The organism is Tabrizicola sp. T46, assembly GCF_057219895.1.
The window spans coordinates 571,599-593,569 of sequence record NZ_JBXVVV010000002.1; the positions used below are offsets into that span (position 1 = coordinate 571,599).

The 21,971-nt window shown below is 61.8% G+C and carries 19 protein-coding genes, 1 tRNA gene and 2 pseudogenes; 6 read left to right on the forward strand and 16 right to left on the reverse strand.

What is annotated here, in order from left to right:
* Positions 1-4: 4 nt before the first annotated feature.
* The 4 genes from hisD to AC2D9V_RS10445 all read right to left on the reverse strand — a co-directional run bounded on the left by hisD (position 5) and on the right by AC2D9V_RS10445 (position 3,379).
* Positions 5-1,306, reverse strand: a complete 1,302-nt coding sequence (gene hisD, locus AC2D9V_RS10430; protein WP_484714008.1) for a histidinol dehydrogenase — start codon at positions 1,304-1,306, stop codon at positions 5-7.
* Between the two features lie 152 nt (positions 1,307-1,458).
* Positions 1,459-1,932 carry a DUF2948 family protein gene (locus AC2D9V_RS10435; RefSeq protein WP_484714009.1) on the reverse strand — a complete coding sequence of 158 codons (474 nt, stop codon included), beginning with the start codon at positions 1,930-1,932 and terminating at the stop codon, positions 1,459-1,461.
* Positions 1,929-3,197, reverse strand: coding sequence for a UDP-N-acetylglucosamine 1-carboxyvinyltransferase (gene murA / locus AC2D9V_RS10440; protein WP_484714010.1), 1,269 nt, complete (start codon positions 3,195-3,197; stop codon positions 1,929-1,931). The genes AC2D9V_RS10435 and murA overlap by 4 nt, the downstream gene beginning before the upstream one ends.
* 5 nt (positions 3,198-3,202) lie before the next feature.
* Positions 3,203-3,379, reverse strand: a complete 177-nt coding sequence (locus AC2D9V_RS10445) for a hypothetical protein (protein ID WP_484714011.1) — start codon at positions 3,377-3,379, stop codon at positions 3,203-3,205.
* Between the two features lie 111 nt (positions 3,380-3,490).
* Here AC2D9V_RS10445 and AC2D9V_RS10450 point away from each other — a divergent pair.
* Positions 3,491-3,565, forward strand: a tRNA-Thr gene (locus tag AC2D9V_RS10450).
* 334 nt (positions 3,566-3,899) lie between these two features.
* Here AC2D9V_RS10450 and AC2D9V_RS10455 read toward each other — a convergent pair.
* Both AC2D9V_RS10455 and AC2D9V_RS10460 read right to left on the reverse strand, forming a co-directional pair.
* Positions 3,900-4,901 (reverse strand): hypothetical protein, encoded by a 1,002-nt coding sequence (locus tag AC2D9V_RS10455; protein ID WP_484714012.1) that lies wholly within the window; start codon positions 4,899-4,901, stop codon positions 3,900-3,902.
* A gap of 1,204 nt (positions 4,902-6,105) precedes the next feature.
* Positions 6,106-6,534 (reverse strand): YybH family protein, encoded by a 429-nt coding sequence (locus AC2D9V_RS10460; RefSeq protein ID WP_484714013.1) that lies wholly within the window; start codon positions 6,532-6,534, stop codon positions 6,106-6,108.
* A gap of 316 nt (positions 6,535-6,850) precedes the next feature.
* Here AC2D9V_RS10460 and AC2D9V_RS10465 point away from each other — a divergent pair.
* A pseudogene (locus AC2D9V_RS10465) lies at positions 6,851-7,327 on the forward strand (NAD(P)H oxidoreductase); the annotation flags it as partial.
* A gap of 146 nt (positions 7,328-7,473) precedes the next feature.
* Here AC2D9V_RS10465 and AC2D9V_RS10470 read toward each other — a convergent pair.
* Positions 7,474-8,499: an AraC family transcriptional regulator gene (locus AC2D9V_RS10470; protein ID WP_484714014.1), complete on the reverse strand. Its 1,026-nt coding sequence runs from the start codon at positions 8,497-8,499 to the stop codon at positions 7,474-7,476.
* Positions 8,500-8,581: 82 nt separating this feature from the next.
* Here AC2D9V_RS10470 and AC2D9V_RS10475 point away from each other — a divergent pair, with 82 nt between their 5' ends.
* The 3 genes from AC2D9V_RS10475 (at position 8,582) to AC2D9V_RS10485 (ending at position 11,364) form a co-directional block, all read left to right on the forward strand.
* A complete protein-coding gene (locus AC2D9V_RS10475) occupies positions 8,582-10,102 on the forward strand; it encodes a DUF1254 domain-containing protein (protein WP_484714015.1) in 1,521 nt (506 codons plus the stop codon).
* 364 nt (positions 10,103-10,466) lie between these two features.
* Positions 10,467-10,694, forward strand: coding sequence for a recombinase family protein (locus AC2D9V_RS10480; protein ID WP_484714480.1), 228 nt, complete (start codon positions 10,467-10,469; stop codon positions 10,692-10,694).
* 190 nt (positions 10,695-10,884) lie between these two features.
* Positions 10,885-11,364 carry a hypothetical protein gene (locus AC2D9V_RS10485; protein WP_484714016.1) on the forward strand — a complete coding sequence of 160 codons (480 nt, stop codon included), beginning with the start codon at positions 10,885-10,887 and terminating at the stop codon, positions 11,362-11,364.
* 30 nt (positions 11,365-11,394) lie between these two features.
* On the opposite strand, the gene AC2D9V_RS10490 is transcribed toward AC2D9V_RS10485, so the two are convergent.
* From AC2D9V_RS10490 to AC2D9V_RS10500, 3 genes and pseudogenes are all read right to left on the reverse strand, one after another.
* On the reverse strand, positions 11,395-11,634 hold the full coding sequence (locus AC2D9V_RS10490; RefSeq protein ID WP_484714017.1) for a thermonuclease family protein: 240 nt from the start codon (positions 11,632-11,634) through the stop codon (positions 11,395-11,397).
* Between the two features lie 1,924 nt (positions 11,635-13,558).
* Positions 13,559-13,701, reverse strand: a pseudogene (locus AC2D9V_RS10495) (IS5/IS1182 family transposase); the annotation flags it as partial.
* Between the two features lie 79 nt (positions 13,702-13,780).
* The gene (locus AC2D9V_RS10500) at positions 13,781-13,930 is read right to left on the reverse strand and encodes an EAL domain-containing protein (RefSeq protein ID WP_484714018.1); all 150 of its coding nucleotides are present in this window, start codon (positions 13,928-13,930) and stop codon (positions 13,781-13,783) included.
* Positions 13,931-14,009: 79 nt separating this feature from the next.
* Here AC2D9V_RS10500 and AC2D9V_RS10505 point away from each other — a divergent pair.
* Positions 14,010-14,779, forward strand: a protein-coding gene (locus AC2D9V_RS10505; protein WP_484714019.1) for an IS5 family transposase whose coding sequence is annotated in 2 segments (ribosomal slippage) — positions 14,010-14,346 and positions 14,346-14,779 — 771 coding nt in all. Because the reading frame shifts where the segments join, the coding sequence is not laid out codon by codon here.
* On the opposite strand, the gene AC2D9V_RS10510 is transcribed toward AC2D9V_RS10505, so the two are convergent.
* The 6 genes from AC2D9V_RS10510 to AC2D9V_RS10535 all read right to left on the reverse strand — a co-directional run bounded on the left by AC2D9V_RS10510 (position 14,710) and on the right by AC2D9V_RS10535 (position 21,803).
* The gene (locus AC2D9V_RS10510) at positions 14,710-15,681 is read right to left on the reverse strand and encodes a GGDEF domain-containing protein (protein WP_484714020.1); all 972 of its coding nucleotides are present in this window, start codon (positions 15,679-15,681) and stop codon (positions 14,710-14,712) included. The genes AC2D9V_RS10505 and AC2D9V_RS10510 overlap by 70 nt on opposite strands.
* A gap of 531 nt (positions 15,682-16,212) precedes the next feature.
* Positions 16,213-17,298 (reverse strand): ABC transporter ATP-binding protein, encoded by a 1,086-nt coding sequence (locus AC2D9V_RS10515; RefSeq protein WP_484714021.1) that lies wholly within the window; start codon positions 17,296-17,298, stop codon positions 16,213-16,215.
* 7 nt (positions 17,299-17,305) lie between these two features.
* Positions 17,306-18,622: an alpha-galactosidase gene (melA, locus tag AC2D9V_RS10520; protein ID WP_484714022.1), complete on the reverse strand. Its 1,317-nt coding sequence runs from the start codon at positions 18,620-18,622 to the stop codon at positions 17,306-17,308.
* A gap of 93 nt (positions 18,623-18,715) precedes the next feature.
* A complete protein-coding gene (locus AC2D9V_RS10525; protein WP_484714023.1) occupies positions 18,716-20,023 on the reverse strand; it encodes an ABC transporter substrate-binding protein in 1,308 nt (435 codons plus the stop codon).
* A 33-nt stretch (positions 20,024-20,056) separates the two neighbouring features.
* Positions 20,057-20,929, reverse strand: coding sequence for a carbohydrate ABC transporter permease (locus AC2D9V_RS10530; RefSeq protein ID WP_484714024.1), 873 nt, complete (start codon positions 20,927-20,929; stop codon positions 20,057-20,059).
* A 4-nt stretch (positions 20,930-20,933) separates the two neighbouring features.
* Complete coding sequence (locus AC2D9V_RS10535) at positions 20,934-21,803, reverse strand: carbohydrate ABC transporter permease (protein WP_484714025.1); 870 nt, start codon at positions 21,801-21,803, stop codon at positions 20,934-20,936.
* Positions 21,804-21,971 lie beyond the last annotated feature (168 nt).

A 21,971-nucleotide genomic window follows, 5' to 3' on the forward strand; every position in this document is an offset into this window, starting at 1 on the left:
GCCTTCAGCCGTTCAGCCGGTCAAGCCGGGCGCGGACGGAGAGGCCGTGGGCCTGCAGGCTTTCCGACTGCGCGAGGCGTTCGGCGGCGGGGCCGATGGCCTTGAGCGCCTCGGGGGTCATCTTCGCCAGCGTGGTGCGCTTCATGAAGTCGAGGACCGAGAGGCCGGACGAGAAGCGGGCCGAGCGGGCGGTGGGCAGGACGTGGTTCGGGCCGCCGATGTAGTCGCCGATCGCCTCGGGGGTCCATTGGCCGAGGAAGATCGCGCCGGCGTGGGTGATCTTTTGGCTTAGGCTGTCAGGGTCGGCGACGCAGAGTTCAAGGTGTTCGGGGGCGACGCGGTTCGAAAGGGCGGCGGCCTCGGCCAGGTCGCGGGTGACGATGACGGCGCCGTGCTGCGCCCAGGAGGCCCCGGCGATGGCGCGGCGGTCGAGGGTTTCGAGGCGCTTTGCGACGGCGGCGGCGACGGCCTGGCCGAAGGCGGCGGAGGGGGTGATCAGGATCGACTGCGCGCTTTCGTCGTGCTCGGCCTGGGAGAGGAGGTCGAGCGCTATCCAGTCGGGGTCGTTAGCGTCGTCGGCGATGACGAGGATCTCGGAGGGGCCGGCGATCATGTCGATGCCGACGCGGCCGAAGACCCGGCGCTTGGCGGCGGCGACGAAGGCGTTGCCGGGGCCGGTGATCTTGTCGACCGGGGCGATGGTTTCGGTGCCGTAGGCGAGGGCCGCGATCGCCTGGGCGCCGCCAATCCGATAGACTTGGTCTACTCCTGCGATCCGGGCGGCAAGGAGGACGAGGGGGTTCACCTTGCCGTCCGGCGTGGGGCAGGTGATGACCAGCCGCTCCACCCCCGCGACGCGGGCGGGGATCGCGTTCATCAGGACTGAGGAGGGGTAGGAGGCGAGGCCGCCCGGCACGTAAAGCCCGGCGGCGGTGACGGGAGTCCAGCGCCAGCCGAGGGTGGCGCCGCTGCTGTCGGTCCAGCTTTCATCCTGGGGTCGCTGGCGGTCGTGATAGGCGCGGATGCGGGTTGCGGCGAGTTCGAGGGCGGCGCGATCTTCGGGCGCGACGCGGGCGATCTCGGCGTCGATCTCGGCCGGCGAGAAGGCGAGCGTTTCGGGCGTGAGGGGAAGCCGGTCGAAGCGGGCGGTCAGGTCGATCAGGGCCCGGTCGCCCCGGGCGCGGACATCGGCGATGATGGTGGCGACGGCCTGATCCACATCCTCGGCCTCTTCCCGCTTCTGGCCGAGGAGGGCGGAGAAGGCGGCCTCGAAGCCGGGATCGGCGGTGTTCAGGAAAACGGGCATCGGGGCCTCCGGCTGGTCGGGGTCAGATAGCGCGGGGAAGGCCCGGCCTCAAGGCACGATGGTCGGGCAGGGGGCGGCGATTTCTTCGAAGAAATCGTGCCGGAGCCTTTGAATGCTCCGGTGCGGAGTTTTCGAAAACTCCGCCCGCGCCATCAGTCGTGGTGTGGAACCTTGCCTGAGGGCGCGCGGTAGGGGCGCGTCACGTCATCCAGCCGCACCTCCAGCGCCTCGACGTCAAGCGCGATGGCGCCGTCGCCGGCGAGCGTCAGGGTGAGGCGGCCGGTGCCGTCGTCGCCGGGTGCGAAGTCGAGCGAGAGGAGCGACAGCACGAGGTCCTTGTCGGCGCGGTCGAAGCCGAAGCTTTGCACGCGGCGGACGTCCTCGACCACCAGAAGGGACCGGACACGTTCATAGGCGCGACCGACGGCCTCGGCCTCGGCGCGGTCTTCCCAGCGGAAGCGGTTGAGAAAGAGGGCAAACCGCCGGCGGCGGGCGTCGAAGGTCATCTCGGTCACCGGCAGGACGGCATCCTGCACCAGGGTCGAGATGACCTTCAGGTCCTCGGCATCCTGGGCGATCAGCCGCAGCGGGCCTTCGCCGCCATCCTCGAAACGGGCGTCGGTCATGCCGAGATGCGCTCGATATGCGCCCCGCAGGCGCGGAGCTTTTCTTCCACCCGCTCATACCCACGGTCGAGATGGTAGACGCGGGAGACGACGGTCTCGCCTTCCGCCGCAAGGCCGGCAAGGATCAGCGACACGCTGGCGCGCAGGTCGGTGGCCATCACCGGCGCACCTTTCAGCTTTTCGACCCCGGTGACGGTGGCAGTGCCGCCATGAACCTCGATCCGGGCACCCATCCGCGTCAGTTCGGGCGCGTGCATGAAGCGGTTCTCGAAGATCTTTTCTTCCAGCACCGAGGTCCCCTCGGCGGTGCAGAGAAGCGCCATCATCTGGGCCTGAAGGTCGGTCGGGAAACCGGGGAAGGGTTCGGTCGTCACGTCCACCGCGCGGACACGCCCGTTCTTGCGGGCGACCTTGAGGCCCCAGTTGGTCTGGGTGACGGAGACGCCGGCCGCGTCCAGCTTTTCGGCGAAGGCCCCGACGAGGTCGAGCGTGCCGCCGATGCATTCCACCTCGCCGCCGCAGATCGCGGGGACAAGCATGTAGGTGCCAAGTTCGATCCGGTCGGTCACCACCTGGTGGGTGGCCCCCCCCAGCCGGTCGGTGCCTTCGATGGTGATGGTCGACGTCCCCTCGCCCTCGATCTTCGCGCCCATCTTCTTCAGGCAGCGGGCAAGATCGACAATCTCGGGTTCGCGCGCGGCGTTCCTGATTTCGGTGGTGCCCTTGGCAAGCGTGGCCGCCATGAGTGCGTTCTCCGTGGCCCCGACCGAGACGAAGGGGAAGTCGACGACCGCGCCCTTCAGCCGGCCGCCGGGGGCCTTGGCGTGGACATAGCCGTCGCGCAGGTCAAGATCGGCCCCCATCGCTTCGAGCGCGCGCAGGTGCAGGTCCACGGGCCGCGCACCGATGGCGCAGCCGCCGGGCAGCGAGACGACCGCATGGCCGTAGCGCGCGAGCATCGGACCAAGGACAAGGATCGAGGCGCGCATCTTGCGGACGATGTCGTAATCGGCCTTGAAGTTGGTGATCGAATGGCTGGAAAGCGCAAGGACGAGGCCGTCCTGCAGGCTGGCCACTTCGGCCCCGAGCGACTGCAGCAGCTGCGTCATCGTGCGGATGTCGCTGAGGCGCGGCGCGTTGGTCAGCGTGAGCGGCTCGTCACTGAGGAGCGTTGCCGGCATCAGGGTGAGGCAGGCGTTCTTCGCCCCTGCGATCGGGATCGACCCGGACAATGCCCCGTTGCCGCGCACCAGTATCGAATCCATCCGCCCTAATCCTTGCCCTTGGTGTCGCCCGGCGCCATTCCGGCGTCGCGGGCCTTTGCCTGTGCCTTCCGCCGCGCCATGTTTGCCTTGAGGGCCGCCTTCAGCCGCTCATCGCGGGAGGCGGGTCTCTGGCCCCGGTCCGGCCGGTCATCACTGCCTGGCGTGTCCGAGGGTTTGCGCATGGCGAGACTTCTAGCGCAAGCCCGGGACCGGGTCCAGAGATGGAGGAAAGGGCCGAGAAATCCCCCTTGCACCCTGCGTGCTTTGCGTCTATCTCCGCCGCCACCAACGGCGCTGCAGTAGCTCAGTGGTAGAGCACTCCCTTGGTAAGGGAGAGGTCGAGAGTTCAATCCTCTCTTGCAGCACCATATAATCTCCTTGAAAAGATTATTCTTTTGCCGCTTTACGGGAAGGGGGACACCCCCACTGTTTGGCACAGAACAGCACACAAATGCATGGGTATGTGGCAAGTTTTTGGCAAGTTTTGTTCCCGGCCTGTTCACCTTCTACGAAGGAAACCCCGACGGATTCGATAGATTGCCGCTGTTGCGGGTATGCTCGTCCATGCGGCGAAGCGCCTTCAGGATGGCACCGATCTCGTGGCGTTCGAGCCGCGACCGCGCGGTGAGGCTACCGCAACAGAACAAGTCTGGCGCAGAAAACCGACAGACCCAGCCAGAACCCCATCCAGGGATCACGCGTTCAGGCAAGGCGCGGCGCTCTCGGAGCCGTGTCCCTGGTGATGAAAGCATAGCGGCCGAACGTCCCCAGCTTGGTCGGCACCCTATCCATCAGCCCCTGGATATATTCCGCCCATTTACCCTCTGCCAACGCTGCGTCCACTTCTGTCAGCCCCTCGGAGATCGTTGCGAACTCCCCGGCTTCGACAAGTGGCCAGATCGACATCCGGCGATTGGCATCCTCGAGCGATTTCAGCTCGGTCTCCAACCGACGCACTGCGTCCGGGTTGGTTCTTTGGGCGGTGATCTCCGCCTTGATGTCGATCGCCCTCTTCAGGTTCTTCTGATACTTCGTGATTTCCAGAAGCTTCGTCTGGTAGCCCTGATACATGTCCCGGAAGCTCACTCCGTACATGGCCAGCTGCATCACGTTCGAAGCAAGGTTAGCCATCGGGATGATGATCGACCGCACAACGATGGTCGATTTCACCACCGACACACCAGCCTGGATCGCCTTCTCGGCCGTGGCTAGATAGGTGAAAGCATCCTTGCCCATCACCGCAGTCGCTACCTTCACGAATGCTTCCTGGTGCTTGTCATCCAGCCGCGAGATCCCGGTCCAGGGATCAGTGATCGAGGCAGCCCGGTAGCCCACCGCGTTGTTGATCATGTCCTTCCGGATCGGGAAGCCATCAGCCCCGAACACAGACTGGATGTAGGCCCTGAGATCGTTCGGCACCATTTCCCAGCTGTCCATGTGGACCTTGTCCTGGCTCTGCGACAGATCAACGAACTCGTCTGCCCGCTTGCCCTTGTCCCGGTCCCAGATGGTCTTCAGGTTGTCGACGAGCTTGCGGTTGAACTCCTGGCCCAGCTCCTCTTCCGCCTGGCGACCGGCCCAGGCTCCAAGCATCTCGCCCATGTGGGTGTTCCGCTCAAGCGCAGCCAGCGCGTGAGGAGCCATGTGACGCTCGTAGGCCACCACATTGCCCTTGGCATCATAGACCGGCAGGAGAGCCTCCACAGGCCCTCTGGTGGCGTTCCGCAGGCGTTGCTGAATGATACCCAGGTAACGCCCTGAGATCACCCCTGCCGTCGTCCCAGAGATCGTGCGACCAGTGCGAGGATCCACACCCGAAGCCGACTGCTGAACCGTCTGCATGGCACCCTGCGTGTAGGTCCCGTTACCGGCCAACCTAAAGAACCCCTAAAGACCGGAGGCGAGAAAGTAGGGGTATCCCGACATTGTAGAATGTTGGGTAAGTTGTTCGCCGACCTTGGAGAAAAGAACATCCGGGAGCATAAAATCTGCCCTGCCGCTACTTTCTACTCCTAAAGGATAAACTGCCCGGAAGGTTCCGCTCAAGACCTAAAGAACCCCTCAACATCAAACACCATTTTCTGTGCAAGAGAAAATGCAAGAAAAGGAGATGATGCCGTCAAGAAATAGTAGACTCAAGAGTTCACTTTGTTCAGCTCTGATCGGCGCCAGTAACCTTTCGTATTCGATCAGTTGAATTGGCTCGGCCCAGAAAATTTGCATTGACCATCCAAAAATGAGGTGTATAACGGGGCTCGCCCCACCGGGGCCGTATAGCTACCGCGCGAAAAATTTCGGTCTCAATTGCACGCGGAACGGTGCAATACACAAAGGAGCAATTTCCCAGCTGTTCCTGAGCTAGTGCTTTCTTCCAGATAATGGGTCGTTACAATTCAGAATTCTATCGGCATCAATATGCACCGACGCAGAGCATCAGACTGGTCGCTTGGACGCCGCGAAAAGACGAGGTCGATACAATCGTCGAGTGTACCTACGATGGGGATGACTTCGCATTCATAAAGACTGAATCTAAGGGCTCTATCTCATTGGTTCGGTACAAAGAGAAAACACAGTAGTCGGAACCCTGGCCCCTGAGAATTCGGGTCGAACTTGCTTGGGCCAAAGAAATTTCCTAGACCGCGCTCCCCTCGGATGGCCAGATGACCCTCAGGCGTTGCAGCGTCACCGAGATCAAAGGCGGATTGCAGCCCTTTGCTATAGCGGCCACCTTTCGGCGGCTTGGTGCGAAGATCGGCCAGTCACGTGGTTGAGTTGAGACTTCGGGTGTGCAGCTTTGGCAACCGTATCATGTGGACCTGCTACTTGCGAAAGATCGCCACCAGCTCGATGCCCTTGGTCGGACCATTCAAGTGGCGACCATTTGGCCTCTCAAATTGGAATTGTCGGTTTAGCCTACAAGAAGATAACTGACGTATACGATGACCCATCTTCCGTTCCGCCTCTCCAGGATACGTGTCTCGTGGCTGAGCCCGGGCATGTCCATTTCAGCCTCGCCAGCGTCCGGTGCGTACTGGTCGAACGTCACCCAGGCCATGTCGGTGCCGACCCGAACAACGAGATTCTGGCGCTGGACCGCACTTGCCGAAGCATTGAGGTCGGGATTGTCGGCAAATTGCTGCCGCGTAGTGTCAGCGATACCGTCCCAGCCACGCTGCCACATGACCCCGCCGCGCTGCCACCAGCCCCCGCGCCGAACGTATGCTTCCGGTGCCCAGCATTGGGCAAACGCCTCGAAATCCTTTTCCCAGAACGCGCGGGTTTCGGCTTCCAGAACAGCCAGGATCTCGACGGCAACTGCAGGTTCGTTGCTTTCCATCCCGCCCCCCCGGATCTCCGTGAAAACTATCATTCCCTTGAGTTTGCAGCAACTGACCACGAAACAAAACCGGTCACACGTTCCACTCTGTGGATTGGGAAGTGGCTGGCCCGTCATAGCACCAGGTTACAATCCTTACCGCGTGGGACGGGAGCCTAGGCAAGCCGGTTGGTCGGGAAGGACTTTCGTGGCATCGTGTCAAGCAGGTCTGGAGAAGGAAGAGTGATTGGATATCCTGCTTGTGGTGACACATCCGCGCTCGCACTCGCTAACCCATGCCGTGGCGCAGGCCTTTGCCTAGGCGGCCGAGACGTCGGGGCATCGAGTGGTTTGGGCTGACTTGCATGCGGAAGGGTTCGATCCAGTCCTGCGGGCGGCGGACGAGCCGGACTGGGACGACCTGACAAAGACCTATTCGCCCGAGGTTCAGGCCGAGATGGCGAGGATCGAGGCGGCGGAGGCGACGGTTATCGTCTTTCCAGTCTGGTGGTGGTCAATGCCGGCGATGCTGAAGGGCTGGATCGATCGGGTCTGGAACCATGGTTGGTCCTATGGCGACGGTGCGCGCTATCCGCATCGCAAGGTCTGGATGCTGGCTGTCGCAGGCAACACGGGCGCGCAGTTTTCAAAACGCGGCTATGACACCGCGATGGTAACGCAGATCGAGACCGGCGTACTGCGCTATTGCGGGGTCGAGGAGCCGCGCCTCATCATGCTCTACGGAACACTTGAGGGGACGGCGGAGTGCGAGGCCGTCATCGCTGCAGCGCGGGCGCTGGGCGCGGAGTTCTGAATAGGGCGCCTGCGCGGGACGAGGGGGGAGTGGCCATACGATGGAGAGATAGAGAAGGGCCCGGTGCATCATCAACCCCACCGTTGCAAAGGGTGGAAAGCAGCCCCTTCGTGCAAGACTTGTTCCCGTGCTAGACAGCCGCTAAGTCAGGCGTCGTACAGTCGAACTGCCGCTCGCCAAAGCCCTGGTGTTGTTCCCAGCCACCTTCTGAAAGCGTTCACAAAAGCGCTGGCGGTCGCGTAGTCAAGGGTTGCAGCGATATCGGCAATGCTCAGGTCGCCCAACCTCAGAAGGTCCTTTGCGGCCGCCTTGCGGACGTCGTCCTTGACCGCTTCGAACGTGGTTCCCTCGTCCCGCAACCGGCGGCGCAGGGTGCGGGGGTGCAACCCCAGCCGGTCCGCCAGCGTGTTCATTCCCGCGTGACCCATCAGCATCGAGGGGCGCAGCAGATGCCGGACGTGCTCGGCAAGCGACAGCGAATGTCCCTCAACCGCTTCCAGCAGCCGTGTCAGGGCAACGTCATGCAGGGCCGGGTCGGCCTCGGGCAAGGGAATCTCAAGCGACGCCGCGCGCAGGACGAGCCCTGTCTGAACCTGGCCGAAGCGGATCGGACAGCGTCCAAGCCGGTGGTAGGGCGTCGGGTCCATCGGGGCGGACCGGGTCACGAGAATTTCCTCGGGCGCTACCGCCCCGCCGGTCAGTTCCGCAACAAGGTTGCATCCGACGGCAAGGACAAGATCGTAGATCAGAGGCGAAACCCGGGCCGAGTGGTCATAGACGCCATAACCAAGAATGACGTCGCGATCCGACCGCATCAGGTAGACGGCGCCCCCGGTGGAGTTGCGTCTCTGAAAGGCGACAAAATCGCCGATCGCCTCACCCAAGGTAGACGCGTGGCGCAGGACGGCTCCAAGGGGGCCGAGCGCGGCGAGTGTCTGGCGCTTTCCCAGAAGGATGCCAAGATCCTCCCGCCCGGTCAGGCGACTGGCATTGTCGAGAACCGATAGAAAGGCAGCATAGGGGACAAAGGCATCCGGCCTGATGTCGCCTTGCGTTATCCCGGTCCCGTCCAGCACCGCTGCGAGGTTGGTGCCGAAGTCGTGCAGCAGGTCCGGCAAAAGCAAGAGCGAAGCCGGGCGTTGCCGGGCCCCCGGCAGGTTCGCATCGGTCATTGGTGTCCCCAAATCACAACGGCTCTTCAACCAGACCGACTATCGTTCCCTCGACCATGAGTCTAGCGAGGAGGATCGCAGAATGCGCATTTCGACACTTGCCGTTGCCGCCCGGTTGCTTTTGGGAGCGGCAATGACCACTGCCGCGATGCCCGCGCTGGCCGACACCTACAAGATGACGACCGAGGTCGCGCCTGGCGTTTCCACGCCCGACACGCTCGAGACATCGATCGGGACTCTGAAGCTGACGGACGGCTTCCCAACCGAAGAAACCCAGGCGACGGTATGGGACAACCTTGACCGCTCGCGCGCCCTGCAGGCCTTTCTTCTAGCGATCCCGATCGTGAATCAGGCCGGAATGCGCGACAGCCTTCTGAAGTTCGGCCCGGTCAACAAGACCAACGTGATCTGGGAAAACCTTGTCGATGCGCGCACGGTCGAGCTGACCGCCAACGACAACACGATCTACAACTTCATCTGGCTGGATACCAAGAACGGTCCGATGGTCATCGAGATTCCGCCCAAGGTTCTGGGGTCGTTCAACGATTTCTGGTACAGGTGGGTGGCCGACGTGGGCATCACCGGGGCCGACAAGGGCGCAGGTGGCAAGTATCTGATCCTGCCTCCGGGCTATTCTGGCGATGTGCCTGACGGCTACACCGTCGTGCGACCGACCACCTACGGGCTCTGGACCTTCTTCCGGGCCTTCCTTGTGGACGGCAAGACCGAACCGGGCGTGCAGGGGGTCCGCGACCATCTCAAGATCTATCCTCTGGCCGAAAAGGCCAACCCGACGCCCGTCACGCTGGTCAACGCCTCGGGCATCCCGTCGAACTTCGTGATGCCGACGGATTATTCGTTCTGGGAACTCCTGAACACGGTGATCCAGGAAGAGCCGCCCGAAGGGGCGGACCCGACCACGCTCGGCCTCTTTGCCTCGATCGGGATCGAGAAGGGCAAGCCCTTCGCACCGGATGAGCGCATGAAGGCGATCCTGACCGATGCGGCGAACATCGGCGCGGTGACCGCACGCGCTCTGGCACTGGACATCCGGGGGCGGGACCCGTTCTTCTACCCGGACAGCAAGAGCAACTGGAGACTGCCGTTCTTCGGCGGCTACAGCTTCCAGTCGCAGCCCGGCGTGGCCAACCTCGACGGCGCGGTCTTCTACTACATGTTCGCCACTGGCGTCACACCCGCGATGGAAGCGAAGATGGTCGGCCAAGGATCGCAGTATCCTTGGACTGCGCTTGATGCGGACGGCAATCCGTTTGACGGAGGCAAGACCTATCGGCTGACCCTACCCAAGGATGTGCCGGTCAAGGACTTCTGGTCCGTGATCGTCTATGATGTGCAGACCCGCTCGATGCTGCAGACCGACCAAGTGCGACCAAGCGTGTCGAGCCAGGACACGGACCTGCAGGTGAATGCCGACGGCTCGGTCGACATCTACTTCGGCCCCACAGCACCCGAGGGCAAGGAAAGCAACTGGGTCCAGACGATCCCCGGCAAGGGCTGGTTCACGTTGTTGAGGCTCTACGGTCCGCTGGAGCCTTGGTTCGACAAGAGCTGGCGCCCGGGCGAGATCACGGTAGTGAAATAGTGGGCTGAGTATCCACTTACCTCAAGGGGAACAACCGTCCGCTATGGGCCGACACCTACCTCCTGCTCGCAAAGGGCGAAAAGCGGACATTGCCATAGACTAGGAAAAAGTCCGCTTCTGGTACGATCCGCTCTCATGACTGAGGAGTTCATGACTGCCTAACCAACGTGAGGCAGTCTTGCACAGGGGCGGACATGACGGCAGGGCGGTGGCCGAGCGGGTCTCGACGGCCCGGCAGGGGGCGAGTGGGCTTGGTCTCGAAGCGCAGGGCAAGGTGATGGAGAATTTCGCCGTCTAGCGCGGGGCTGAGGTCCTGGCGCGGTTCACTGAGGTCGAGAGTGGGTGCAAGGCAGACCGCCCGGAACTGGCGAAGGCGCTGCATCTGGCGAAGGTCACGGGAGCGACGCTGGTGATCGCCAAGTTAGATCGGTTGAGCCGGAATGCCGTGTTTCTGCTAGCGCTGCGCGGCAGCGGGGTGCGCTTCGTGGCTGTGGACAAGCCGGAGGCGAACGACCTGACCGTGGGCATCACGGCGCTCGTGGCCCAGGCCGAGCGCGAGGCGATCTCCCGGCGGATGAAGGAGGCGCTGTAGGGCGCCAGTTGGAAGCGGTGCATTGGCTTTGCTCGCCGCGCTCGGAGTTGGCATGGGGGTCAGGAAGTCGTTACAGCGCGAGGGTAATGCTTACTGCTGTTCCCATTTTCGTGCAGCGACCTTGATGCATGTCATGGATGACGGACGGTGTTCAGGTCGGATTGCCGTGTGGGCTAACGCGGAGGCCTTGATGTCTGAGCATTCCAAAGCGACGGCGGCTGTTGCCGACACGGTGCAGTTCAAAGCTGAAACCGTTGCCGACCTCCTGCACGACGTGAGCCGAGAGGCGGTATACTGGTCGGCGCTATTCCCCAATGGAGTAAAGAACCAGTTCAGCGAGACGGTACTCAAGCCGAATTACACAGGCCTGACGGCGGAGATGAGAAAGCTTCCGGCTACATCAAGGTCCTTCGACTTGAGGCACCGACCTGACCTTGCAATCTTCCCTTGTTCCAACTCCAAAGAGGGGCTGGCCTTGGCGTTTTACGCAAAGACAGATCTCGCGTTTGCAATGGTGGCGTTTCTTTGGTCAGAGGCCGGATGGTTGAACGATGACCTCCGCTTCGCCCCCGCAGATAGGATCGCAACGGACATTGGGGAAATGCTTGTCAGAGCGGTGCGTCTCGGTACGTCGTTCGAAGTCGTCGATCAGTTTCACTGTAACGGTTGATTGCTTCGACCACGAAGGCAATCTTGGCCCTCAGCAGGTTCCGTAGTAGCCCCGTGAGTATCGGCAGTACTCCCTTGCCACTCCGGCCCTGATCATCACGTCAGCGAGGTCTCTACCGTCCGGAAGAAAGCATTGGGCGACAAGCCGTCCAAATCGATCGATGTCAAGAACTCCGCAGCGTAGGCGCTTGCCCGAAATCAGTCCGTTCAGGGTGGCCGTCGCAGCTGAACCACCAGGATCATCCCACTCCGGTGCATCGAGACCCCACACTCGAATGCGCCGTGATTAGCCACCAAGAGTGAAAGTGTCTCCATCCAGGACCTTGCTTACCCTCGCCTCGATTACGGATTGGCCTGCCACGTCTGTCGCCTGTGCAAAGCCTACACAAAGTGCGAACATCAGTGGCAGCAGAGGCGAAGTCAGTCGGCTTGGCACAGCAGGATGCCCCGTTTCTTCTTCCGTCAGCTTGCCTGAGCTCGCGCTGCGTTGGCAAGCTGGACTGCAACAACCGCGCAGCAATCAGTCTTGTCCGGCTTCCTCAAGACTTGCTGGTGAAGGCTCGGTGCCAGCCAGAGGGACTTGTGCGATCAAGTGTGTGGAAAAGAGTGGCCTCTCCCACTGCGAACCAACAGATCGGGATGCGCTAACCGGTGCCTTTCGCCACCCGTTTCTGCGATTCAACTGGTCTGCCAAGGGAACTCGGCTCTGGATCGCCTGAAGCTCGCGCAAAAGCCGCTCGCTCTCCATCTCGACCCGAACGAGCTCATTCTTCCGTTTCCGCAACTGGGATACACTCATTTCTCCGCAGCCATTTGCGACGGCCGCAAGCACTCTGAGCATGTGCTCGGCCTCCGCAACGAAATCATGTTCTGGCTGCTGCGATCTCCAGAATGCGACAATGTTGCCATAAGATCCCAACCCAAGCGCTAAAGCGATGGATCGTGCTTGTACGCAGTTGCGACAGGCGCGCTCGAGAGACGACCGAACCTCAGCGATAAGCTTGACCTGCTTGGAATGCGAGCCGGTCATCAACCTGAGGCCCAGGATCGCAAGAGCTGATCCGGCGAGCACACAGAGCGAAACCAGATTGTAGACATGCAGGAGTTCCTTGTCATTCAAACGGCGCCCCTGGCAGCTTCGGCGCTTCCTTTGCTGTTGTATTGATCGCCGAAGATCTCACGTACTCTACGAGCATAGTTGCGGATCTCTGAAGGGATCTGGCAGCCCTCTCTTGCCATGACTTCAATCGTTCGACCGCAGGCAAGGTGAAGTCGAACATCCGAGGTCCGGGTTGCGTGCTCCCGGGCCTCTGCAACGACCTTCAGTGCCTCCTTTTGCCATTGCCGCATTTGAAATCTCCTCCAAGGACATCTGAGTCCTGAGGAAATCGATGTAAGGTAAACACCGAGTTAATGGGCGATCAGCTCGGAGTCAGCTCTACCTGAGGATGCGGAATGCTGGGTCTGCTCCATGACGCGTGTCGTCGATGCACCTAGATTTTGCGCCGCTGCTGCAGAAGCCTCTGCCAGACGAAAGAGCGCATCCGCCGTTGCCGTGAAACCTTCAAGCTGTGCCAAGGAGGCGGCTGCGAGAGCCTGGTTCTTGAATTCACTCGGATGCATGGGGTACCTCTGTTTGTTGCGTGCTTGATCGTACTGCAACCCAATGATGAACAAACCGTTAACGCTCCCCCGCAGTCTGCGCACAGTATACAATGAAATGCGGGATCATTGGCTGCAATGTTTGCTGACAAACAAAGGGTTGGATTATGCAGCGGATAGATATTGACGAGGGGCGCCTCAACATATCTTGTAGATTTGGCGATCTGGAAGCTGCAGCCAGAAGCTGTACATCGATAGATTTCGATACCTTTAGGGTTGCAACTGTTTCCGTGGGCGCGACAATCTGACCGCAGCGTGTAAACTAAAGTGGACATCATGATTGCTGATGTTGTCTAAACCATACAAGCATTGATGTGCCTTCTGGACAGAGCTAGCTAGGCCTGCGCGCACCATTGCCAATGGCCTTGAACAAAGAGCCGCTGCCAGGTGTTGGCGAGTAACGACACCACCGGCGTGCCGACACTGACCGGCATGAGCGCGAGCTTCATAATTGCCATCGGAGGCGTGAAGAGCCTGTTCATCGCCGCGACGCCGAACGAGTCATCCGCCTCGTTGCGCGGCGTCGATGAGGTCTGCCGCCCGCGCTTGGCAGTGCGCGTGACCTGCCACGTCATCGTGGGATGAACCAGATCGTTAGCGAGCCGCAGCGCTTGAGCGCATCGTTGTAGCTGGGCCAGTTCCTGTTCTTGAAGGTCGGTGGTGTCGGTCTGCTAATGCAGACCAGCTACTGCGCTGGATTCACGAAATGAATCCCATCATGCGATTATGCACCAGAGCCGTCCTGAGCCTAAGCGTCACTGACTGCTTTCTTGCGACATTTTGATGGCTATGTCTGCCGTACTCATCGGTGATCCGAAGAAATAGCCTTGGAGAAAGTCGCATTCCATCCGACGCAACAGATCTGCGTGGGCAGCTGTTTCCACGCCTTCGGCGACGATCTTCATTCCTAGGGTCAGGACCCATTAATTGGCTTGAGGCCTCCCTGGCTGCGTGATTCAAGCTCCCGAACTGACGGGGGTGAAGATGAACAACCTTTTCTGGCTGACCGGCGAACAGATGGCGCGGTTGACGCCGTTCTTTCCGAAGAGCCATGGCAAGCCGCGTGTAGATGATCGGCGGGTGCTGAGTGGGATAATCTTCATCAATCGCAATGGTTTGAGGTGGTGCGATGCGCCGAGGGAGTATGGCCCTCCGAAGACGCTCTACAACCGATGGAAGCGGTGGGGTGACATGGGGGTCTTTGCCCGGATGATGGAGGGCTTGGCCTCCGAGGGTACCGAGCAAAAGACCATCATGATCGACGCGACCTATCTGAAGGCGCACCGCACGGCTTCGAGCCTGCGGGCAAAAAAGGGGGGCCCGATGACCAGCGCGGGCGCCTGATCGGGCGCACGAAAGGTGGGCTGAACACCAAGTTGCATGCCGTCACCGATGCAAAGGGGCGTCCGCTGAAGTTCTTCATGACCGCAGGCGAGGTGAGCGACTACACCGGAGCTGCCGCCCTGCTGGGCAGCTTGCCTGCTGCCGAATGGATGATCGCGGATCGTGGCTATGACGCTGACTGGTTCCGGGAAGCATTGAAAGACAAGGGGATAAGCCCCTGCATCCCTGGGCGGAAGTCTCGTGGCAAAGCCGTCCGCTACGACAAACGGCGCTACAAACGGCGCAACCGGATCGAGATCATGTTCGGCCGACTGAAAGACTGGCGCAGAGTCGCAACCCGCTACGACAGATGCGCAAAGACCTTCCTCTCCACTGTCGCCCTCGCCGCAACCGTCATGTTCTGGCTTTGACGATCAATGAGTCTGGAGCCTAGTGCGCTGTCGCTAAGAGGTCGGAGGATTGCGAACTCATCCCCTCCCATTCGTGCTATCAGGTCTCCCTCACCACACAATCTGCGCAGCACCTCCGCGACATGGATAAGGAGTCTGTCTCCTGCCCAGTGTCCCAAGGTGTCGTTGACTGACTTGAACCTGTCGAGATCTACGCAGAGGACGGCGAAGCTTCGGCCACCCTTCCTAAGCCCCGCAATCCATGCCTTCAACTGTACCTCAAGATGGCGACGATTGGACAGTCCGGTCAGCGGATCTTCCTTCGACTCTCGTGCGACCGTCCTGGCGAGGTCGAATAACCTTCGATTTTCCTTCTCAAGCCGTACCAGTTCCTCAGAGAGCTTGTGCTGAGTTTCAGGATCTGTTTGCGCATTACCTAGCTCAAGCTTGCTCAGTGCATTTTCCGGTCCCTCCTCCAGCTCGATAAGCGAGCAAAGCCACCATCGCTGCCGAGTTTCTGGATCCGTGAGGGGTGTCCAAGTCATGCGGACAGGGAAGGGCTCCCCGTTCTTTCGGTTGGTGAGCGTTCTGACGGAGAATCTTTCCCAATTCATCAGCGCTTCGATGATGAGCAGGTGCATCCCCTGCTCCATGTCCCGTCCGATCAGGATTGTTCCGCGCCGGCCGATGACATCATCGAACGAGTATCCAGTTGTCTCGCAGAACGCTTTGTTGCACCAGCGGAACACCATGACTGCACCGTCTTCTTCGTCCGCTATGGCCAGCCCGAGGGCTTCGCTGCACCTTGACGGCAATTGCCGAAGCAGCGCGTCTGGGATGACGGAAAGCGCCGGAGAGCTCATTGGAGCACCAAATGCCAGTCCTTTTTGCGGCATTGTGCCTTGGATGCCATCAGTAAACAACGAGCTTACCTTTTTCGATCGTCGGACAGATCCGAGGGCCCTGATGATGTTACCGGACCCTGATGAAGTGTCCGCCTCCGGACGGCATCGATTTTCCAAGGTGTGCTGCGAGGATCCTCTAACCCTTAAGGCTGGCCCAGTGGTCGTCGAGCGACATATACCGCTCGTCATCAGGCTACTTGAACCATTCGGACGACAACCGACCGTTCCGCTCACCCCGGCTCACATTCACTTTCCAGCCAACCGCCCGCGCCGGTGCGACCGGATCCAGAACCTCCACAAAGCCCATCGGTTGTTTCCCGCGACGGGCGCCGGAAGAAACTCTCCCAACCCTCAACCCGTCATGGGGCGACTGGCGCTCCGCTCACCCTGGCCGACGTGAAGGGCGGAAAGCAGACCCCGGCGTTACGCTGCGCAGTGCCAGATGAGGGGCTCAGATGACGCGACTTTCACAGCTTTCTCGAGGCTGACAAGTGGTCTTTCCTTAGGGACCATCTGAATGGGGCGTCACACGGACAGGCATCGAATGGCCTACCGCACCCGTTTGCCGTCAGCGCCAAAGAGCATCGCATCCTTGCTTAAGAAATCCGCGTGGATCGTGCTGCCCGATGAGACCGAGCCCGGCAGATGCTGATCCAGAGCGACGGTTACCCCCACCCCGGCGTTCGTTCGGCCGTAGACGAGACTACCCGAGCCAAGGTGTTCGACACTGTCCACAGTCAGGCCAAGTGGGCCGTTTGGCGACAGGCTGACATGACTGGGGCGGATCCCGACTTCGACGGGCTGACCTTCGGTCAGTGTCATGTCGGTTGACCGGAGGACCAAGGGCTCTGCACGATCCTCGATCTTCACGGTTATGGCCTGCCCGTTCACTGCGATAATGCGCCCGGGCAGGAAATTCATCCGCGGATTGCCAAGAAAGCCCGCCACGAAGCGGTTGTCGGGGTCATGGTAAAGGTCAAGCGGCCGGCCCTGCTGTTCGATCCGGCCTGCGCGGAGAAGGACAAGACGATCAGCCAGCGTCATTGCCTCGACCTGGTCATGGGTGACGTAGATCATCGTCGCGCCAAGGCGGCGGTGCAGGTTGGCGATCTCGACTCGCATCGAGACGCGAAGCTCGGCGTCGAGGTTGGAGAGCGGCTCGTCGAAGAGGAAGACCTCTGGCTTGCGCAGGATGGCCCGGCCAATGGCGACGCGCTGACGCTGACCGCCGGACAGCGCCTTGGGCTTGCGGTCCAACAGCGCGGAAAGGCCAAGGGTCGCGGCCACCTCTTCCACGGCGGCGCGGATTTCGGCCTTGGGGCGGCCGGCGATGCGCATGGCGTAGCCCATGTTTTCGGCCACGGTCAGATGCGGGTAAAGCGCGTAGGACTGGAACACCATGGCCACGCCACGGTTGGCGGGATCTGTCCGCGTCATGTCGCGCCCGCCGATGGCGATGGTGCCCGAGGTGGTTTCCTCCAGCCCCGCGATCATCCGCAGAAGGGTGGACTTGCCACAGCCCGAGGGGCCGACGAAGACGCAGAATTCGCCGGGCTCGACCTTCAGGTCGACGCCGTGGATCACATGCGTCTCGCCGAAGCGTTTCGTCACCTTATGAAGGTCAAGCCCGGCCATGGTCGCCTCAGGCCGCACGCAGGGCTTCGGGGATGAAAGCCCCGTGAGCGTCTAGCAGGCGGTCGACAAGGTCGGCAATCTGCTGGGTGTCCAGTTCCGCCGCGGTGTGCGGGTCCAGCAGCGCCGCGTGCAGCACATGGTCGCGCCGGCCGGTCAGCACGGCCTCGACCGTCAGTTTCTGCACATTGATCTGGGTCTGCATCAGGCAGGCCAGTTGCACCGGAATGTCGCCCACGACGGTCGGCTGCACCCCCTGCCGATCCACCAGACAAGGCACCTCGACGCAGGCGTCTGCGGGCAGGTTGGTGATGGAGCCGTTGTTGGGCATGTTGCCGTAGATCACGCGGGGGGTGCCGGTCCAGACGGAATGGATGATTTCCGACCCGTATTCGGGTGACCGGCGGACCTCGATGGGTTTCGACGGGTCCTTCAGGTCAGCCGACATCGCCTGCCAGCCCGCAATCTGGCTTTCGCAGCGGCGGGGGTATTCATCCAGCGGGATGTTGAACTCCTGGATCAGGTCGGGGCGGTGGCTCTTGATGTACCACGGCACGTATTCCGAGAAGTGCTCAGAGCTTTCGGTGACGAAATAGCCGAAGCGGCGGAACACGTCATAGCGGACGCGGTTGGTGTCGGGGATGCGGTCCTCGTCGATGACGCGCTGAATCAGCGGATAAAGATCGCGCCCGTCGCGGTGGCGGAATTTCAGGTAAAAGGCCACGTGGTTCACACCGGCAACGAGATAGTCGATATCCTCAACCGGAACGCCGATGTCGCGCGACAGCTCTTCTGCCGTGTGGCGGACGGAATGGCACAGGCCCACGGTGCGGATGGAAGACCCACGGGCAAGCCCCATGCAGTTCATCGCCATCGGGTTGACGTAGTTCAGGTGCCAGACATCAGGGCAAAGCCGCTCCATGTCACGGGCCATGCCCAGAAGGACCGGGATCGTGCGCAGGCCGCGCATGATGCCGCCGATGCCCAGCGTGTCGGCGATGGTCTGTTCCAGCCCCGCCGCCTTCGGCAGGGCGAAATCCGTGGTGGTACCGGGCTTGTAGCCGCCGACCTGGATCATGTTGATGGCAAAGTCCGCACCGTCCAGCGCGCTGGCGCGGTCGGTCGTTGCCTCGATCACCGCGCGGGTGCCAAGCGCCTGATTGATTCGGCGGGCGACGATTTCGGATTCCCCAAGCCGTTTGGCGTCAATGTCATACAGGCTGAACCGTGTCTCGGAGAGTTCGGGGTAACTCAGGATATCGCCGATCAGGTTCTTGGCAAAGACGGTGCTACCGGCACCGATGAGAGTGATCTTGGGGGCGGGCATGGTGGTGTCCTTCGGGCGGTCGGAAAGGGAGGGTTGAGTGGGGGCGCAGGGAAAAACGGGAGGAAACCGAAACCCTGCGCCCCCCGGGGGCCGTTACTGGAAGAGAGCGTTGATCTCTTCGTTGGCGGCCGAAAGCACCTCGGCCGGTTCACCCTGGCCGAGCATGATCTTGTCGAGCGCGGTCTTGAGGATCACGTCCACCTCGTTGCCGCGTTCAGTCATCGGGAAGGAGAAGGTCGATTCCGCATTGGCCAGCTTCGTGAAGGCCGACACGTCCACGCCGCGCGCGGCATGGGCCGCGATGGCAAGGTCGACCGCCTCGGGGCGCGCGGGGAAGACGACGCCCGCCTGGCCGACGATGCTCTGGCATTCCGACGAGCCGAGGAATTTCACCCATTCCCAGGCCGCGTCCTTGTTGGGCGAGCCCGACCAGATGGAGTCGGCCAGGCCGTTGAACATGGACTTGCGACCCTCTGGGCCGGCCGGCAGCGGCGCGAAGCCGATCTTGAAGTCGGCATTGTCAAGGTAGCCGCCGATCATCCACGACCCGTCGGTCGCCATCACGCCCTGACCCGATGTGAGGAGCGCGAAGGCACCCAGCTTGCCGGCCATTTCCTGCGTGGGCATGAAGCCCTTGTCGAGCGACAGGTTCTGCAGCCAGTCGATCGCCTCGGCAAGTTTCGGGCTGTCGACGAAGTATTTCGATCCCCAGGCCTGGTCGATGTACTGGAAGCCGTTCGACACCGCGAGGTAGGACCATTCGGTCTGGCCGAAGGCCGACAGCGGCGAGGAGACGTAGCCGTAGGTCGCGACCTGCGTCTTGTCGAAGCCTTCCTCGTTGCCGCGCTTGCCGTTCTTGTCGACGGTCAGCTTGGCGATGGTCTGTTCCCAGGTGCCGCCGTCCTGCGGGTTCCAGGTCAGGTTTTCAAGGTCAGACGGCGTCAGGCCCGCTTCGGCCAGCTTGTCGGCGTTATAGACGATGGCGACGGTGTCCCAGTCCTTGGGCATGCCCCACTGGCGGCCGTCCTTATTCCAGGTCTCGGCAAGGCCCGGGATGAAGCCCGACATGTCATAGCCGTCCGCGGCGATGCGGTCGGTCAGGTCTTCCATCACGCCGTTCACCAGGAATTCCGGGTAGCGGCTGACGTGGTTCACGAAGACGTCCGGCGCGGTGCCCGAGACGAAGCCGGTGGTCAGCGTCGTCCAGTAGTTGTCCCAGCCGTCCTGGGTGATCTTCACGGTGATGTCGGGGTTCTTGGCCGTGAAGGCATCGGCGCACTGCTGGTAGACGGGGGCCTGGTTGCCATCCCACATCCAGTAGGTGATTTCGGTCTGCGCCATGGCCGGGGCGGTCATCGCCGTGCCCGCCAGAAGCGCCCATTTCATCGTCTTGAGACCCATAGTTTCCTCCTCCTCAGGTGTTTTCCTTGGGGTTCACTTCATGCCGCTGGTCTGCAGCGACTCCACGATCCGGCGGCCGAAGAAGACCAGCAGGAACAGGATGGGGATGATCGACAGCATCACGGCCGCCATGAGGCCGGTCCAATCGGGCTGGGCCTGGCCGGTCTGGGCCTGAAACTCGGCCAGCGCCACGGCCAAGGGGCGGACGCTGTCTTCGCGGCCCACGAGGAAGGGCCAGAAGAAATCGTTCCAGGCGTTGATCGACAGAAGAATCGCCAGCGTCGCCATCGGCCCGCGCTGCAAGGGCAGGGCGATGTGCCAGAAGATCTGGAAATGCGATAGGCCTTCCAGCCGCGCGGCCTCTTCAAGCTCTTTCGGGGACGAGATGAAGAACTGCCGCAGGAAGAAGACGGCGAAGGGCACCATCAGGATGTTCGGCGCGACCATGCCTGCGAAAGTGTTGATCAGGCCTAGCTCGCGCACGAGCACGAAGTTGGGGATGAAGAGCACGATCGACGGGATCATCGTGGCCGACAGGAAGGCCACGAACAGCGCGTCTCGCCCCGGAAAGCGCAGCCGGGCGAAGGCATAGGCGGCAAGGGCCGAGAAGAACAGCTGCCCGGTGACAAGGATCGCGGTGTAGATCACCGAATTGCGCAGCGCGAGGCCGAAGTCGATCGGTGCAGCGCGGATCGAGGTGAGGACGAGGTCGGTCTCGAACCCCAGCACGCGGGCGAAGTTCTGCAAAGTGAAGGTCGGCGGCACCAGGTCCGACGCACTGCCAAAAAAATCGCGCGGCAGGGTCATCGCGGTCTTCAGCGCCACCCAGACCGGCAGAAGCGAGATGATGGCCAGCAGGATCAGCGCGAAGTAGCCAAGGGCGCGGGAGAGGGTGAGGTTCCGCATGGCCCTACCCAAGGTCCGACTGGCCAGCCCGCATGGCGCGCATCTGCACCAGCGTTACAGCGATAAGGATCACGAACAGTACCATCGACATGGCCGAGGCGAGGCCCATGTTCGAGAACTTGAAGGCCGTCTCGTAGATGTAGAACATCACCACCTTGGTCGATCCGGCCGGCCCACCGGCCGTAGTGACGGCGATGGTGTCGAAGATCTGGAAGGACCCGATCACACTGGTGACCAGCACGAAGACCATGACCGGGCGCAGAAGCGGCAGCGTGATCGTGCGGAACATCTGCCATTCGCGGGCGCCGTCCAGCCGCGCCGCCTCATACAGGTCGCGCGGGATGGCCTGGAGGCCTGCATAGAAGAGAAGCGCCGTGAACCCCACATGCCGCCAGATGTTGATCCCCGCGACCGAGATCAGCGCCTGGTCGGGCGAGGCGAGGAAGGGCTGCGGGGCCGCGCCGATGGCCTCGATGAAGACGTTGGTCATCCCAATCAGCGGGTCCAGCATCAGAAGCCAGACAAGCCCGGCGACCACGTTCGAAATCAGATAGGGCGCGATCATCACGGCCCGCACCCAGACCTGCCGCGCCAGCCGGTCGGCCAGAACGGCGATGAAAAGCGCCAGCGCCGTCTGCAGCGGGATGTTGTAGGCCACATACAGCAGCGTCAGCCGCAGGCTTTCCCAGAAGGTCCCGTCGGCCCAGAGCTTTTCGTAGTTCGACAGGCCGACCCAGCGGGGGGCCCGCAGAAGGTTCCAGTCGGTCAGGCTGATTTGCGCCGCGCGCAGCGTGGGCAGGACGTAGAACACGACTAGACCGACCAGCGCCGGAGCGATGAAGAGATACCCCATCATCGCTTCGCGCTGGCGCATGGACATGCGCCTTCCGGCCGCTTTCAGCGGTTGTCCTGACCGTTTCAACTGTGGCCTCCCTGCCGTCCACCCTGCGGCGGACACTTGCTAACACGTGTTAGCGAGTGGCCAAAAGCTGCCGCGCCTCGCCCCGCTTGTCAACAGATTCCTCAACGGTTACTCGTGTCA